Origin of the sequence: Brevundimonas sp. PWP3-1b1 (assembly GCF_049896065.1) — a bacterium.
In the GTDB taxonomy this organism is placed as follows: Bacteria; Pseudomonadota; Alphaproteobacteria; order Caulobacterales; family Caulobacteraceae; genus Brevundimonas; species Brevundimonas intermedia_B.
The window spans coordinates 258,943-272,764 of record NZ_JAFCTO010000001.1 but is presented as its reverse complement, the minus strand read 5'-3'; the positions used below and the strand labels follow the sequence as shown (position 1 = coordinate 272,764).

Annotated in this window: 18 protein-coding genes; 8 read left to right on the top strand and 10 right to left on the bottom strand. The window is 67.9% G+C overall.

What is annotated here, in order from left to right:
• Nucleotides 1-573 carry an ATP-dependent protease subunit HslV gene (hslV, locus tag ACP69V_RS01345; RefSeq protein WP_426022351.1) on the bottom strand — a complete coding sequence of 191 codons (573 nt, stop codon included), beginning with the start codon at nucleotides 571-573 and terminating at the stop codon, nucleotides 1-3.
• 133 nt (nucleotides 574-706) lie between these two features.
• On the opposite strand from hslV, the gene ACP69V_RS01340 reads away from it, so the two are divergent.
• The 3 genes from ACP69V_RS01340 to ACP69V_RS01330 all read left to right on the top strand — a co-directional run bounded on the left by ACP69V_RS01340 (nucleotide 707) and on the right by ACP69V_RS01330 (nucleotide 2,395).
• Nucleotides 707-1,108 (top strand): BLUF domain-containing protein, encoded by a 402-nt coding sequence (locus ACP69V_RS01340; RefSeq protein ID WP_426022350.1) that lies wholly within the window; start codon nucleotides 707-709, stop codon nucleotides 1,106-1,108.
• Between the two features lie 94 nt (nucleotides 1,109-1,202).
• Entirely contained in the window at nucleotides 1,203-1,613 is a 411-nt protein-coding gene (locus ACP69V_RS01335) for a BLUF domain-containing protein (RefSeq protein ID WP_426022349.1), read from the top strand.
• A gap of 44 nt (nucleotides 1,614-1,657) precedes the next feature.
• On the top strand, nucleotides 1,658-2,395 hold the full coding sequence (locus ACP69V_RS01330; protein WP_426022348.1) for a HesA/MoeB/ThiF family protein: 738 nt from the start codon (nucleotides 1,658-1,660) through the stop codon (nucleotides 2,393-2,395).
• A gap of 3 nt (nucleotides 2,396-2,398) precedes the next feature.
• Here ACP69V_RS01330 and ACP69V_RS01325 read toward each other — a convergent pair whose 3' ends face one another.
• On the bottom strand, nucleotides 2,399-2,650 hold the full coding sequence (locus ACP69V_RS01325; protein WP_426022347.1) for a hypothetical protein: 252 nt from the start codon (nucleotides 2,648-2,650) through the stop codon (nucleotides 2,399-2,401).
• Nucleotides 2,651-2,770: 120 nt separating this feature from the next.
• Here ACP69V_RS01325 and ACP69V_RS01320 point away from each other — a divergent pair, with 120 nt between their 5' ends.
• Nucleotides 2,771-3,979, top strand: a complete 1,209-nt coding sequence (locus tag ACP69V_RS01320; protein ID WP_426022346.1) for a DUF6880 family protein — start codon at nucleotides 2,771-2,773, stop codon at nucleotides 3,977-3,979.
• Here the strand turns inward: ACP69V_RS01320 and ACP69V_RS01315 are convergent.
• Nucleotides 3,976-4,962, bottom strand: coding sequence for a 2-hydroxyacid dehydrogenase (locus ACP69V_RS01315; protein WP_426022345.1), 987 nt, complete (start codon nucleotides 4,960-4,962; stop codon nucleotides 3,976-3,978). The two genes, ACP69V_RS01320 and ACP69V_RS01315, sit on opposite strands and share 4 nt — an antisense overlap.
• A 68-nt stretch (nucleotides 4,963-5,030) precedes the next feature.
• Between ACP69V_RS01315 and ACP69V_RS01310 the strand changes: the two genes are divergently transcribed.
• The 4 genes from ACP69V_RS01310 (at nucleotide 5,031) to ACP69V_RS01295 (ending at nucleotide 8,952) form a co-directional block, all read left to right on the top strand.
• On the top strand, nucleotides 5,031-5,603 hold the full coding sequence (locus ACP69V_RS01310) for an SH3 domain-containing protein (protein ID WP_346495688.1): 573 nt from the start codon (nucleotides 5,031-5,033) through the stop codon (nucleotides 5,601-5,603).
• 69 nt (nucleotides 5,604-5,672) lie between these two features.
• Nucleotides 5,673-6,206 (top strand): 3-hydroxyacyl-[acyl-carrier-protein] dehydratase FabA, encoded by a 534-nt coding sequence (gene fabA, locus ACP69V_RS01305; protein WP_426022344.1) that lies wholly within the window; start codon nucleotides 5,673-5,675, stop codon nucleotides 6,204-6,206.
• A 64-nt stretch (nucleotides 6,207-6,270) separates the two neighbouring features.
• A complete protein-coding gene (gene fabB, locus ACP69V_RS01300; protein ID WP_426022343.1) occupies nucleotides 6,271-7,488 on the top strand; it encodes a beta-ketoacyl-ACP synthase I in 1,218 nt (405 codons plus the stop codon).
• A 420-nt stretch (nucleotides 7,489-7,908) separates the two neighbouring features.
• Nucleotides 7,909-8,952: an aspartate-semialdehyde dehydrogenase gene (locus ACP69V_RS01295; protein ID WP_426022342.1), complete on the top strand. Its 1,044-nt coding sequence runs from the start codon at nucleotides 7,909-7,911 to the stop codon at nucleotides 8,950-8,952.
• An 18-nt stretch (nucleotides 8,953-8,970) separates the two neighbouring features.
• Here the strand turns inward: ACP69V_RS01295 and truA are convergent, their stop codons facing one another.
• Genes truA through ACP69V_RS01260 form a run of 7 tightly spaced genes read right to left on the bottom strand, consistent with a single transcriptional unit; the run spans nucleotide 8,971 to nucleotide 13,765 of the window.
• Complete coding sequence (truA, locus tag ACP69V_RS01290; protein ID WP_426022341.1) at nucleotides 8,971-9,714, bottom strand: tRNA pseudouridine(38-40) synthase TruA; 744 nt, start codon at nucleotides 9,712-9,714, stop codon at nucleotides 8,971-8,973.
• Nucleotides 9,714-10,637 (bottom strand): methionyl-tRNA formyltransferase, encoded by a 924-nt coding sequence (gene fmt / locus ACP69V_RS01285; RefSeq protein WP_426022340.1) that lies wholly within the window; start codon nucleotides 10,635-10,637, stop codon nucleotides 9,714-9,716. Before fmt ends, truA begins: the two co-directional genes overlap by 1 nt.
• Nucleotides 10,638-10,664: 27 nt before the next feature.
• A complete protein-coding gene (locus tag ACP69V_RS01280) occupies nucleotides 10,665-10,943 on the bottom strand; it encodes a hypothetical protein (RefSeq protein ID WP_236547456.1) in 279 nt (92 codons plus the stop codon).
• The gene (gene def, locus ACP69V_RS01275; protein ID WP_426022339.1) at nucleotides 10,943-11,521 is read right to left on the bottom strand and encodes a peptide deformylase; all 579 of its coding nucleotides are present in this window, start codon (nucleotides 11,519-11,521) and stop codon (nucleotides 10,943-10,945) included. The genes ACP69V_RS01280 and def overlap by 1 nt, the downstream gene beginning before the upstream one ends.
• 60 nt (nucleotides 11,522-11,581) lie before the next feature.
• A complete protein-coding gene (locus tag ACP69V_RS01270; RefSeq protein WP_346495695.1) occupies nucleotides 11,582-11,983 on the bottom strand; it encodes an acyl-CoA thioesterase in 402 nt (133 codons plus the stop codon).
• A 32-nt stretch (nucleotides 11,984-12,015) separates the two neighbouring features.
• On the bottom strand, nucleotides 12,016-12,588 hold the full coding sequence (locus ACP69V_RS01265) for a hypothetical protein (protein WP_426022338.1): 573 nt from the start codon (nucleotides 12,586-12,588) through the stop codon (nucleotides 12,016-12,018).
• Nucleotides 12,589-12,592: 4 nt separating this feature from the next.
• On the bottom strand, nucleotides 12,593-13,765 hold the full coding sequence (locus ACP69V_RS01260) for a polysaccharide biosynthesis/export family protein (protein WP_426022337.1): 1,173 nt from the start codon (nucleotides 13,763-13,765) through the stop codon (nucleotides 12,593-12,595).
• Between the last annotated feature and the right edge of the window lie 57 nt (nucleotides 13,766-13,822).

The window sequence follows — 13,822 nt, the reverse complement described above, 5'->3', positions numbered from 1 at the left end:
TCAGGCCTGAAGCGTCTCCACCGTCAGATTGCCGTTGGTGTAGACGCAGATTTCGGCGGCGATCTTCATGGCCTTTCGGGCGACCTGTTCGGCGTCCAGCTCGGTTTCCTCGATCAGGGCGCGGGCCGCCGACAGGGCATAGTTGCCGCCCGAACCGACGGCGGCGACGCCGTATTCCGGCTCCAGCACGTCGCCGACGCCGGTAACGGTGAAGATGGACGACTTGTCCGCCACCAGCAGCATGGCCTCAAGCCGGCGCAGATAGCGGTCGGTGCGCCAGTCCTTGGCCAGGTCCACGCAGGCGCGGGCCAGCTGGTCGGGATACTGCTCCAGCTTGGCCTCCAGCCGTTCAATCAGGGTGAAGGCGTCGGCCGTGGCCCCGGCGAAGCCCGCCAGCACCTTGCCGCCAGCCAGAACCCGCACCTTGCGCGCCGCGCCCTTGACGATGGTCGGTCCCATCGAGACCTGGCCGTCGCCGGCGATGACGGTGCGGCCGTTCTTGCGCACCGCCAGAATGGTGGTGCCGTGCCAGTCGGGGAAGGACGAGGCGGAGGCGTCAAAGGATCGGTTCATCCCGATCAGATGGACAGTCGGCGGCGATGGATCAAGACGGGGCAGGACGCTGACGCCCGGGTCATATTCTGACCCTACTTGGTCGTATAACGGCAAAATACTGGCGTGATTGCCTTGAAATCCGGAATGTCCGTTGCTGTATCGTCTCGTTTTCGTGAGTGAAATGGTCGCCATGGCTGGCGCGGACGTGCAGTCCGTCGCCGAAATCCTGGGCGCGTCCGAGCGCAATAATCGTCGCGACGAGATCAGCAGCGCCATGATGTTTCACGACGGCGAGGCCGCCCAGCTGATCGAAGGCGCGCGGGCGGACGTCGATCGCTTGCTGGCTCGTCTTTCGAACGATCCGCGTCATCGCAATATGCAGGTGCTCGAAGACCGGCCGGTCATGCATCGCAGGATAAATGACACGGCCCGCCTTTGTGCGCTCAGCGAGACCCAGGCGAATGACATTCTGCGCGGTCGGCGGTTGAGTGATCTCTCTGCCGCCGGGCTCGAAAAACTTTTGTCGTGCGAGCAGGTCAAGATGGCGGCGTGAACCGCACGACATCGGCATCAACTGTTAACCGTTAACCGTTAATCGCCAAGCTGTCCGCATCGGGCCTTGGCCCTTTAGTAGCGTAAGAGTGGTTATGGCGTTGTTCCGCATCGTTTATGTGAGCGAGGCGACCGGGTCCGTCGGCTCCAGTCTGATGGCCTTGATCGACATTATCGGCGTGTCCGAACAGAACAATCGTCGCGACCATCTGACCGGTGTCCTGATGCGTCACGAAGGCCGTTTCCTGCAAATCCTGGAAGGCGCGCGAAGCGATCTGAACCGGGTGATGGCGCGGGTGGTGAAGGATCGGCGCCATGACAATCTGGGCATCCTGTCCGACCAGCCCATCTCGCAGCGACTATTTCCCGACTGGACCATGGCGCGCCTTGAAACGACCCCCGAGGTCGAAGCCTTCATGGCCAGCGATCTGACACAGGCGGAAGCCTCCGGCGGGGTGGCACGGCTGCTGGCCAGCTTGGAGCAGACGGCGGCGCACGCCGTCTAGAACACGCCCCTCGCGCCCAGGCGCCGGGACCGCTAAATGGGGGCGTGATCTTTTCCGAAGACGAAGTCGAACGCTATGCGCGGCATCTGGTCCTGTCCGAGGTCGGCGGGCCGGGGCAGCAGGGGCTGAAACGCGCGCGGGTGTTGATCGTCGGCGCGGGCGGCGTGGGGTCGCCGGCGGCGCTTTATCTGGCGGCGGCGGGCGTGGGGACGCTGGGCCTGATCGACGACGACGTGGTGGGCCTGTCCAACCTGCAACGCCAGATCGCCTTTTCGACATCCGAGGTCGGCCGGCCCAAGGTGGAGGCGGCGGCGCACAGGCTGGAGGGGCTCAATCCGCATGTGTCCGTCGAGACCTTCGCCGAGCGGCTGACGCTCGACAATGCAGCGGCGCGGGTGGGCGCCTTCGACATCGTCCTGGACGGCACTGACGATTTCCAGACCCGGCTGTGGGTCAATGCGGCCTGCGTCGCGGCGGGCAAGCCGCTGGTGTCGGGGGCGTTGGGGCGCTGGAACGGTCAGGTCGGGGTGTTTGCGGGCCGGCCCTGCTATCAATGCCTGACGCCGGAGATTCCGCCGGACGCCGAGACCTGTTCGCGCGTGGGTGTCGTGGGGGCGCTGGCGGGCGTGATCGGGTCGATGGCGGCGCTGGAGGTGATCAAGCTGATCACGGGGGCAGGCGAGGCTCTGACCGGACGTCTGCTGCTCTATGACGGTCTTGCGGGCACGGCGCGCACCGTACGGGTGGGGTCAGACCCCCATTGCCCCGTCTGCGGCGGCTGAGCTTCAGGCGGCCGTGGCGAAACGGATGTCGGCCAGGTCCAGATCCGGCAGGGGCGCGGCGAAACCCAGGGCAGGGTTGCTCAGAACGGTCACCAGTCGTTCGCCGCAATACAGATACAGGGTCTCGAACCCGACCCAGTTGCGGGCGATGCCCTCCAGCGCATGATTGGCCGCCGTGTCGTTGGCGGCGTCGAGGACGCAGATGTCCCGCACCGGAACGCCGGGCAGGTTGACGATGCAATAGTAGGAGTCCAACGCAACACTTCCTCAGACAGGTCGCCGGAAACGAAGCCCGCTCGCGACGGTTCCTCCCCTGCCCGTGGTTTTCGACAGCCGTGTGAGTCCGGTCCGACAGACTTGTGAAAAGGAGGCCCGATGGCCCGACGTCCCGCCTCGCCCAAACGCCTGAACGCCGCCAATCTGAGCGGGTTGGGGGCGGATCGCCTGGGCGAACTGCTGATGCAGGCGGCCGACGCGGACGCCATTCTGAAGCGCAGGCTCAGGCTGGTGCTGGCGGCCGAGGCCGGGCCGGACCTGCTGGCGCTGGAACTGCACAAGCGTCTGTCGACCATCGCCGCCAGCCGGGCGCGGGTGTCGTGGCGCAAGCGGCCCGACCTGCTGCGCGATCTGGACATTCTGCGCGGGGCCATCGTGGACGATTTGGCCGTGGCGGCGCCGCGGGAGGGGCTGGAGCGGCTGATCGCCTGGTTCGACCTGTTTCGCGGCCTGGCGACGCGGGTCAAGGATCAGAAGGGCGAGGTGTCGGCCGCGTTCGAGACGGCGGCGCCGGACCTGTGGCGGATCGCCGGGGCTGCCGTTCAGGCGGACGAGAAGGCCGTCGCACCGCTGGCCCAGGCGGTGGAGCGTCAGCCGCTGGAATACGCCCGCTGGATCGGGGCGGGCGGCGAGGAACTGACGGTGGACCTGGCCAGGCGGCTGCTGGACACTCTGGACAAGACATCGAGCGCGCGCGGGATGCGGACGGTGATGCGGCGGCTGGCGGACCGGGCGGGCGATCTTGATCTGTGGCTGTCGCTGACGACGCCGGAGGAGCGGGGCTCGCCGGATTTCGCGGCGGTGGTCGCCAAGCGGCTGCTGGTCGCTGACCGTATTCCGGAGGCGCGACAGGCGCTGGAGGCGGCGCTGGCGCCATCGGCGGGCAATCGGCGCTGGACCTTTGGGCGTTCGCCGCAAGCCGGCCCGCCGACCCTGACGCCGGCCTGGGAGGCGACCTCGATCGACCTGCTGGAAGCCGAGGGCCGCAAGGACGAGGCGCAAGAGCTTCGCTGGGCGATGTTCGAACGCGACCTGTCGACGCCGGTGCTGAGGGCCTATCTGGCGCGCCTGCCGGATTTCGATGACGTCGAGGCGCTGGACCGCGCCCTCGCGCACGCCGCGACCTATGCCGATTTCGAGACGGCGCTGGGCTTTCTGATGGACTGGCCCGCGCACCGCGAGGCGGCCGCCCTGGTCGAGCGCCGCATCCGCAAGGTTCGCGCGCCGCTGCCGTTGAAGGCGGACTGGGCGGCGCGGCTGGCGCAGAAATACCCGGACGCCGCAGAGCGACTGCTGGCTGCGGCCTAAAGCATCGCGGGAATGACGCGATCCGGCGGACGGTGGCCGTTCTGGTAGGTCATGACGTTGGCGATGACCCGGTCGCCCATGTCCTGGCGCGCCTCAAGCGTCGCTGAGCCCAGGTGGGGCAGCAGGACGACGTTGGGCTGACCCAGCAGGCCGGGGTGGATGGCCGGCTCGTTCTCGAACACGTCCAGGCCGACGCCGGACAGGGCGCGCATGGCCACGGCCTGAGACAGGGCCGCCTCGTCGATCAGTTCGCCGCGCGCGGTGTTGATCAGGATGGCGTGGGGCTGAAGCCGGGCGAGACGCTCGGCCGACAGCAGATGGTGGGTGTCCCTGGTCGCCGGACAGTTCAGCGAGACGATGTCCATCCGCGCCAGCATCTGGTCCAGATCGTCCCAGTAGGTCGCGCCCAGTTCTTCCTCGATCAGGGCGGAGACGGGTTTTCTGTTGTGATAATGGACCTGAAGGCCGAAGGCCTTGGCGCGGCGGGCCAGGGCCTGGCCGATCCGGCCCATGCCGACGATGCCCAGCCGCTTGCCCCACAGTTTGCGGCCGCACATCCAGGTGGGGGTCCAGCCCTCGAACCGGCCCTCGGCGACCACCTGGGCGCCCTCGACGATGCGGCGGCTGACGGCCAGGATCAGGCTCATGGCCAAGTCGGCGGTGTCCTCGGTCAGGACGCCGGGGGTGTTGGTGACGATGACGCCGCGCGCCACGGCCGCGTCGATGTCGATATGGTCCACGCCGGCGCCGAAGTTGGCGATCATCTTCAACTGCTCGCCCGCGCCGTTGATCAGGTCGGCGTCGATGACGTCGGTGATGGTCGGCACCAGAACCTCGGCGCGCTGGACGGCGGCCTGGAGCGCGGCGCGATCCATCGGTTGGTCCTTGAGGTTCAGTTCGGCGTCGAACAGCTCGCGCATCCGCGTTTCCACCGCGTCGGGCAGGCGTCTGGTTAATACGACCTTAAGCTTGCGGGCGGACATTGCGGGCCTTGGTTTGCGGGCGGCGATTCAGACGGATCGAAAGCCCGCGCGACGGGTCGTTCCATTCAGTGTCTAGCAAAGCCGCCGCCATCTTCCAAAGCCTGCGACGCCGCACCGCCGTCGTTCTGGCGATTCTCGGTCTCGGGGTGATGGCCAGCGCGGGCGCGACCATGCCCGACGGCCGCCCGACCCCGACCGGGCTGGAGGTGCCGCGCTGGATTTCTCTGAAGTCCTCGCACGTGCGCGCCCGTCAGGGGCCGGGGCTGGATTATCCGATCCTGTGGGAATACCGCGCCGCCGGCCTGCCCGTTCAGGTGATCGCCGAGACGACCGAATGGCGCAAGATCTGCGACCCGGACGGCGCCGTGGCCTGGATCCACCGCACCGTGTCGTCGGGCCGCCGCTATGTGTTCAACACCACCGCCCAGGAAGTGCCGATCCGGTCGGGCCGATCCGAGACGGCCTCTGTGCGGGCGCGTCTGTCGCCGCGCGCCCTGGTGTTGCTGGACGAATGCGAAGAGGGCTGGTGCAAGGTCCGGGCGCGGCGGCTGGAAGGCTGGGTGGCGCAGCGGGCGGTGTTCGGAACCCAGGAACGGGCGCTGTGCAACGCCAATCGGCCGGCGGGCACGGGACGCAACTGACCGCACGCTGTTGAGCGAAGCGGCGGGGTCGTGTAACCCGCGCGCAACGTATCAAGAAACGGAAGCGCCTTGACCCAGTCCCAATACCCTTCGTCCTTTGATCATGAGGCCCTGCTGGCCTCGGGCCGCGGCGAACTGTTCGGTCCCGGCAACGCCCAGTTGCCCGCCCCGCCGATGCTGATGTTCGACCGTATCACCACGATCAATGCGGACGGCGGCGAGCACGGCAAGGGCTATGTCGAGGCCGAACTGGACATCAATCCCGAGCTCTGGTTCTTCCAGTGCCACTTCATCGGCGACCCGGTCATGCCCGGCTGCCTGGGCCTGGACGCCATGTGGCAGTTGGTCGGCTTCTACCTCGGCTGGATCGGTGGACCCGGCAAGGGTCGCGCCTTGGGCGTCGGCGAGGTGAAGTTCACGGGCCAGGTCACGCCCGACATCAAGAAGGTGGTCTACAAGATCAACCTGAAGCGCGTCATCAACCGCAAACTGGTCATGGGCATCGCCGACGGCGTGCTGGAGGCCGACGGTCAGGTCATCTACACCTGCAATGACATGCGGGTCGGCCTGTTCGGCGCCAAGGTTGAGGCGGCGGGCGCTTAAGCCCCTATATAACCGCGAACAAGGCGGAAGACCCTCGGGTCAAGAAGCATCAGAAGGAAACACCATGCGTCGTGTCGTCGTCACTGGCCTGGGCATCGTCTCCTCCATCGGTCACGGCGCCGAAGAGGTCACCCAGTCTCTGCGCGAAGCCCGTTCGGGCGTCGTCCATGCCCCCGATCACGCCAAATACGGCTTCCGCAGCCAGGTCTGGGCGCCGCCCAAGATCGGCCCGTGGGAAGAGCTGGTGGACCGTCGCGCGGCCCGCTTCCTGGCCAACGGCACGGCCTGGGGGCACATCGCCTTCGAAGAAGCGCTGAAGTCGTCGGGCATGACGGCCGACGAGATCAAGGACGACCGCATCGGCCTGATCGTCGGCGAGGGCGGTCCCTCGACCCAGGTCATCCTGCAGGCCGCCGCCACCACGGTCGAGCGCGGCTCGCCCAAGCGCATCGGCCCGTTCGCGGTGCCCAAGGCCATGGCGTCCGGTCCCTCGGCGGTTCTGTCGACCTGGTTCCAGATGCGCGGCGTCAACTATTCGATCAGCTCGGCCTGTGCGACGTCGGCCCACTGCATCGGCGCCGGGGTCGAACAGATCCAGTGGGGCAAGCAGGACGTGGTCTTCGCCGGCGGTTGCGAGGACATCGACTGGTCCATGTCGAACATGTTCGACGCCATGGGCGCCATGTCCTCGGACTTCAACGACAATCCGTCGGTCGCCTCGCGCGCCTATGACGTCAACCGCGACGGCTTCGTCATCGCCGGCGGCGCCGGCATCGTGGTGCTGGAAGAATACGAGCGGGCCAAGGCGCGCGGCGCGACCATTCTGGCCGAAGTCACCGGCTATGGCGCCAATTCCGACGGCCACGACATGGTCGCCCCCTCGGGCGAGGGCGCCCAGCGCTGCATGAAGATCGCGCTGGAACAGGCCGGCAATCCCCGGATCGATTACCTGAACCCGCACGGCACCTCGACCCCGGTCGGCGACTCTAAGGAGATGGAGGCCGTGCGCGCCGTCTTCGGCGACCAGATGCCGATGATCTCCTCGACCAAGTCGCTGACGGGCCACTCGCTCGGCGCGGCGGGGGCGCAGGAAGCCATCTACTGCCTGCTGATGATGCAGAACGGCTTCGCCGCCGAGAGCGCCCATATCGAAAACCTCGATCCGGCGTTCGAGGGCATGCCGATCCTGCGTCAGCGCCACGAGGGCGAACTGACCCACGTCATGTCCAACAGTTTCGGCTTCGGCGGCACCAACGGCACCCTGATCCTGTCGAAGGTCTGAGGAGGCCTTCCTCCTACGCACCCGTCATCCTCGGGCTTGACCCGAGGACCGGGTGTTGGGCGGGCTGTGCGTCTGGATGAAGCGCAATGCAACAGATCATCCGATCCTCGGGTCAAGCCCGAGGATGACGGGAAAGAACTGTGTGGCGATAGTTTATTGCGACGTGCGATCCATTAAGCTTGCCACCACGCCAATTCTTTCGCGACAGCCAGTTTACAGGGACAATCCTTGCCCTTAGAGAGCGTCGCCGTGACGCAGAACATGACCAAAGCGATTACCTCGAAAACCACCGGCTTCGGCGGGGCGGTTTCGGGTGTGCGCGAGGTCTGAAGCGCCGAACCCCGATCCCAAGCCCCGCCGATGCGCGGGGCGGTCGATCCGGCTGAACCCCGCGCCTCCATCTTTCCAGGAGACGCCTGAATGTCCTTTTCCCCGTCCAATCCGCCTCATGTCGGTATCGTCGGCGCCACCGGCCTCGTCGGCGAGATGATGCGCGGCCTGCTGGCCGAGCGGAACTTCCCCCTGGCCTCGCTGCGCCTGTTCGCCTCGGCCCGCTCGGCGGGCAAGACCATCCGCTTCGGCGAGACCGACATCGTGGTCGAGGATGCGGCGAGCGCCGACTACGCCGGTCTGGATATCGTCTTCTTCTCGGCCGGCGGCGACACGTCCAAGGCCCTGGCCCCCAGGGTGGCGGCCGCCGGGGCGGTGGTGATCGACAACTCCTCCGCCTGGCGCGGCGATCCCGAGGTGCCGCTGGTGGTCGCCGAAGTGAACCCCCACGCCCTGGCGAACCTGCCCAAGGGGATCATCGCCAACCCCAACTGCACCACCATGGCCGCCATGCCGGTGCTGAAGCCCCTGCACGATGCGGCGGGGCTGAAGCGTCTGACGGTCTCGACCTATCAGGCCGTCTCGGGCGGCGGGGTCGAGGGCATTCGCGTGCTGGAGGACCAGTCGCGTGCGGCCGTGGGGCAGGGCGCGGCCCTGGCCCGTGACGGCGGGGCCGTGGACTTCGGCGCGCCCGAGAAGTGGGTCGTGCCGATCGCCGCCAATGTCGTGGCCCTAAACTATAGCCTCGGCGAAGACGGCTATACCGACGAGGAGCTGAAGCTGCGCGACGAGAGCCGCAAGATCCTCGAAATCCCCGGCCTGCCGGTCTCGGGCACCTGCGTGCGGGTGCCGGTCTTCACCGGCCACTCCCTGTCGATCAATGTCGAGTTCGAGCATGCCCTGTCCGTGACCCAGGCGCTGGACCTGCTGGGCCGGGCGCCGGGCGTGGTCGTCACCGCCGTGCCGAACCCGCTGGAAGCTGCGGGCCAGGACCCGGTCTTCGTCGGCCGGGTGCGTCCCGATCCGACGGTCGAGCACGGCCTGGCCCTGTTCGTCTCGAACGACAATCTGCGCAAGGGCGCGGCCCTGAACGCGGTCCAGATCGCCGAGGTGCTGGTTCGACAGCGCGGCTGATCCGGCCCCAGGCGGGGTTCAGTCGTAGCGCACGCCGCTGAGATAGAGCCCCGCCGAGGGGGCGACGGGACCGCACCGGGCGCGGTCCTTCGCCTCCAGCGCGGCCTTGACGTCGTGGGCGGTCCAGCGGCCTAGACCCACTTCGACCAGGGTGCCGGCCATCGACCGGACCTGACGGTGCAGGAAGCTGCGGGCCTGGAAGACCAGGTGCACCTCCTCGCCGAACCGGCTGACGCGGGCCACGTCCAGTGTCTTGACCGGCGACTTGGACTGGCAGCCCACATCGCGGAAGGTGGTGAAGTCGTGCAGGCCGACCAGGACCTGGGCTGCGTGGTGCATGGCCTCGGCGTCCAGGGTCTTCTTGACGTGCCAGACCCGGTCCCGCTCCAGCGCCGGCTGAGGCCGCCGGTTCAGGATCCGGTACAGATAGCCCCGCCCGGTGGCCGAGAAGCGGGCGTGCCAGTCGGGATCAGGCGCATATTCGGCCGACAGGACGCAGACGTCCTGTTTGATCAGATGGGCGTTGATGGCGTTCAGGACGGTTTCCACCGGCCAGTCGCGCTCCAGATCGGCATGGATGACCTGGGCGGTGGCGTGAACGCCGGTGTCGGTGCGTCCGGCGGCGGCGATACGGATCCGCTCGCCCGAAAAGGCCAGTATGGCGGCCTCGACCGCGCCCTGGACCGTCGGCTGGTCCTCCTGGGCCTGAAAGCCGTTGTAGGCCGTGCCGTCGTATTCGAGGGTCAGCTTGTAGCGCGGCATCAGCCGAGCACGGTCCCGGCCGGCAGGGCAAAGCCCCGCAGCATCTCATCGACGCCTTGCGCCGCCTTGCCTTCGCGCTGGACGCGGATCAGACGCACGGCGCCAGTCCCGCAGGCGACGGTCAGGGCGTCGTCCAGCGTCGCGCCGGGCGCGCCCGAACCGTCCGCCAGGGCCGACAGCAGGGCCTTGATCCGCACCGGCCCGGTGTCGGAGGGCGCTTCGAACCAGGCGCCTGGGAAGGGGGACAGGCCGCGAATATGGGCGTCCACCTCGGCCGCCGGACGGGTCCAGTCTATGCGGGCTTCGGCGGGGGTGATCTTCTTCGCATAGGTCGGTTCGCCGACCTGTTCCGATGGGGTCACGCTGCCCCGCTCGATGGCGGCCAGCGCTCGTGGCCACAGGCCGGCGCCGACATGGGACATGCGCTCGGACAGGGTGGCGGCCGTGTCGTCGGCGCGAATGTCCATCAGTTCGGTCAGCAGGATGGGGCCTTCGTCCAGGCCGACGCCCATCTGCATGATCTGGACGCCGGTCTGGGCGTCGCCCGCCATGATGGCGCGCTGGATCGGCGCGGCGCCGCGCCAACGGGGCAGCAGCGATCCATGCAGGTTGAAACAGCCCATGCGGGGCGCATCCAGCACCTCGGCCTTGAGGATCTGGCCGTAGGCGACGACGCAGGCGGCATCGAGGTCCAGGCTCTGGAAGGTGTCGATGGCGTCCTGGGCCTTCATGCTCTCGGGCGTGAAGACCGGCAGGCCCATGGTCTCGGCGAAGGCGTGAACCGGCGACGGCGTCAGCTTCTGCCCCCGGCCCTTGGGGCGCGGCGGCTGCGAATAGACGGCGACGATCTCGTGGCCCGAGGCGATCAGCTCGGCCAGGGAGGGCACGGCGAAGTCGGGAGTTCCCATGAAGGCAAGGCGCATGGGCACGCCTTTAGAGGTTTAGGCCGCCTACTGCCAGCGGGTGAAGACGCCGCCGCCCTCATCCCATTCGCCGCCCGCGTCCAGGGCGTCGTCGAAGTCGAGCAGCTTGTCCAGCAGCAGGCCCGCCACGACGCCCAGCAGGGCCACGCCCGCGAGGGTCGCGACCCCGGCGACGCCGATCTTCTGGCTGCGGGTCAGGCGACGACGGCCCGAGGAATCGATGATCAGCGAGCGGCCGCGCGGAATGGACGGCGCGATGCGGCGCGCGGCGCGTTCGATACGTTCAGGGCGGACGATCTTGGTCATCAGGCGGCGATCCTGTCGCGGGCGGCCTTCTTGACCTTGGTCACGGCGCGATCCCGCTTGAGACGCGACAGATGGTCGATGAAGAGCACGCCGTTAAGGTGGTCCATCTCGTGCTGGATGCAGACGGCGTAGAGGCCCTCGGCCTCTTCCTCCACCGACTGACCGTCGCGGTTCAAATAGCGAATGCGGACGCGGGCCGGGCGTTCCACCTTGTCGAAATACTCGGGGATCGACAGGCAGCCTTCCTCGTAGGTGTAGAGCTCGTCCGAGGTCCACAGGATTTCCGGGTTGGCGAAGAAGCGCGGGTTCTTGCGCGCCTCGAAGGCCTCGGGGGTGTCCTCTTCCTCGGTTTCGGGCACCGTGCCGTCGCGATCGCCCAGGTCCATGACGATGACCCGGTCCAGGGCGCCGATCTGCACGGCGGCGAGGCCGATGCCGGGCGCGTCGTACATGGTCTCCAGCATGTCGTCCATCAGGGCGCGGACGGCGTCGTCCACCGCCGCGACGGGCGTGGAAACCTGCTTCAGGATCGCCAGGTCGGCGGCGTTGTCGATGGTGAGGATGCGTCGGATGGCCATGGCCGGGACGTAAGCCCGCCCCGGCCCAAGGTCAAGATTTGCGCCTATTCCTTGCCGGCCTCATTCCTTGCCGGGCAGGGCGCGCGGTTTGCGGTGCTCGTCGATGGCCACATAGGTGAAGACGCCCTGGGTCACCCGCACGGACGCGGCCTGGGGCTGGCCCCGCGCGCGCTTCCAGGCCTCGACGTGGACGCGGATGGAGGTGCGGCCCGAGCCGATGACGTGGGCGTAGATGCTGACCTCGTCGCCGACCGACACGGGCTGGTGAAAGACCATGCCGTCCAGCGCCACGGTGGCGCAGCGCCCGCAGGCCAGTTCAAACGCCGGCGTCGCGCCCGCGACATCCATCTGGGCCAGCAGCCAGCCGCCGAAGATGTCGCCCTCGGGGTTGGTGTCCGCCGGCATGGCGATGATGCGGCCGACGGGCTGGAACTCGGGCGGTTTTTCGGGGGCGTCGGACATGATGGAGCCTGCTGTTCGGGGAGGCGGGCTCTCTAGCGCGGCTTTGGCGGCTTGTCGCCTTTGAGCGATCTTGTTCGCGCTGGCACAGAGAGCGTCAGGCGGGAGGTTCGCACGGCCTGGGCGTCTCGCAGCGCACGCCAGGCGGCGCCCAGCTCCATAGCGGTGAGAAGATGGTCCTGGGTTAGGGTTTCTCGCCGGGAGTTCCGCAAGGCTGCGACATCGCCCAGCAGACGGGCGGCGGCGCGGAGGTCTTCGCGCTCCGAGCGGGCGCCCAGATCCTGAAGCCTGGCGAACCGCCAGCCCCGTTCGGGCGGGTATTCAAGCGCGAGCGCGAACCGTTCGGACGGCCCAATGTCGGCGGCGAGAAACGTCCAGTCCTCGCTGTCGGGCTCGCGCCGGTAATGACCGGGCTGCGTCGGCCAGCCGGCGCCGGCGTAGATGTCGAGCGCGCCGGCCTCGATCTCGTCCAGCGCCAAGCTTAGGGCGTCGGGCTCGACGGGTTCGAGATCGGCGGGACGCTCGAACGGATCGGCGCGGTCGTCGGCAGACGCGGCGGCGGGCTTGCGTGAAAACAGACCCGAAAGCAGCGCCCGCCGTCTGGCCATGACGTCAGTTGTTGTTGAGCGTGCTGGTCACCGACACGTCATAGACGACGCGGGTCAGGCTCTGAACCACCTCGAAGAATTTCCGCATCTCGGCAGCGCCGGCCAGGGGTACATAGATCACGTCTTCCGGCATGACCTGCATATTGGTGGCGGCGAACACGTTGGCGGCGTCGCTGAAGTCCAGCTCATAGACCACAGGCACGCCGCGCGGGGTGGCGGGCTGGGTGATGCCCAGGGCCTGGGCCACCTCGGGGCGTTCGAAGCGGAAGATCAGGACGCGGCGGGCGTTGGCCGTGTTGGTGTTAAGGCCGCCGACCTTGGACATGGCGCCGGTCAGGGTCATGGGGCCGGCCGGCATATCGACCTGTGCCACGGCGTTCAGGCCGCCGAAGGTCGAGAAGCGGCGGGGCTTGTATTGGACATTGACCACGTCGCCGCGTTGCAAGCGGACGTTCTCGCCGAACTCGGTCGTCACGGCCGACAGGGGCGCGGTGTAGGTCTGGCCTTCGCGCTGGATGCTGATGGTCAAATCGTCGGTGGTGCGGGCCGAACCGCCGGCCGCAGCGATGACGTCCAGGATGCGGTCGCTGTTGACGCCCAGGGGCGCGCGGCCCGGCTGGCGAACGTCGCCCAGTACGTTGACGGTGTTGGACGCATTGCCCGCGATCGACACCAGAACCTGCGGATTGGCGACCTTGCCGACCAGCGAGCGTCGGATCGCCGCCGCCGCCTGGGTCGAGGTCAGGCCCTGGACGCGAACCTGACCGCCGAAGGGAATGGCGACCGAGCCCGAGCGATCGACGACGGCTCCCGGCAGGGCCTGATTGCCGCCGGACAGGGTCGTATTCGTGCGGCCGGACGACGAGCCGGAGCCCAGTGTTCCGCCGAACAACGAGCCGGAAGGATCGAATATCGAGATCGCCAGGGTGTCGCCTTCGCCGATCACGTCGGCGGGCTGGTCGCTGGATCCGGCGGCCAGGGTGCCGAAGAACTGCGGCGGCACCTGTTTCATCCGCTCGGTGACCTCATAGGTCAGCGGCACCAGGGCGTAGCTGCCCAAGGCGGAAGCTGTGGTGGCGCCGGCGTTGACCGAGGCGCCCGACGGTCCGTCGCGCGGCAGGGTGGAGCAGCCGCCCAGGATGGCGACGATGGCAAGCGGCAGGATGGTGCGCGTCATGAAGCTGGATGGCCCTTGTTCGCGGATTGATTACAAGCCTTTGAGCCCGCTCGCCAG

Excerpts from the sequence above, each read along its gene's own strand:
- ACP69V_RS01320 (WP_426022346.1), top strand. The coding sequence starts at position 2,771 with ATGGCCCGACGTCCCGCCTCGCCCAAACGCCTGAACGCCGCCAATCTG.
- fabB (WP_426022343.1), top strand. The coding sequence starts at position 6,271 with ATGCGTCGTGTCGTCGTCACTGGCCTGGGCATCGTCTCCTCCATCGGT.
- ACP69V_RS01270 (WP_346495695.1), bottom strand. The coding sequence starts at position 11,983 with ATGTCCGACGCCCCCGAAAAACCGCCCGAGTTCCAGCCCGTCGGCCGC.
- def (WP_426022339.1), bottom strand. The coding sequence starts at position 11,521 with ATGGCCATCCGACGCATCCTCACCATCGACAACGCCGCCGACCTGGCG.
- ACP69V_RS01295 (WP_426022342.1), top strand. The coding sequence starts at position 7,909 with ATGTCCTTTTCCCCGTCCAATCCGCCTCATGTCGGTATCGTCGGCGCC.
- hslV (WP_426022351.1), bottom strand. The coding sequence starts at position 573 with ATGAACCGATCCTTTGACGCCTCCGCCTCGTCCTTCCCCGACTGGCAC.
- ACP69V_RS01260 (WP_426022337.1), bottom strand. The coding sequence starts at position 13,765 with ATGACGCGCACCATCCTGCCGCTTGCCATCGTCGCCATCCTGGGCGGC.
- ACP69V_RS01265 (WP_426022338.1), bottom strand. The coding sequence starts at position 12,588 with ATGGCCAGACGGCGGGCGCTGCTTTCGGGTCTGTTTTCACGCAAGCCC.
- ACP69V_RS01280 (WP_236547456.1), bottom strand. The coding sequence starts at position 10,943 with ATGACCAAGATCGTCCGCCCTGAACGTATCGAACGCGCCGCGCGCCGC.
- fmt (WP_426022340.1), bottom strand. The coding sequence starts at position 10,637 with ATGCGCCTTGCCTTCATGGGAACTCCCGACTTCGCCGTGCCCTCCCTG.
- truA (WP_426022341.1), bottom strand. The coding sequence starts at position 9,714 with ATGCCGCGCTACAAGCTGACCCTCGAATACGACGGCACGGCCTACAAC.
- ACP69V_RS01335 (WP_426022349.1), top strand. The coding sequence starts at position 1,203 with ATGGCGTTGTTCCGCATCGTTTATGTGAGCGAGGCGACCGGGTCCGTC.
- ACP69V_RS01315 (WP_426022345.1), bottom strand. The coding sequence starts at position 4,962 with ATGTCCGCCCGCAAGCTTAAGGTCGTATTAACCAGACGCCTGCCCGAC.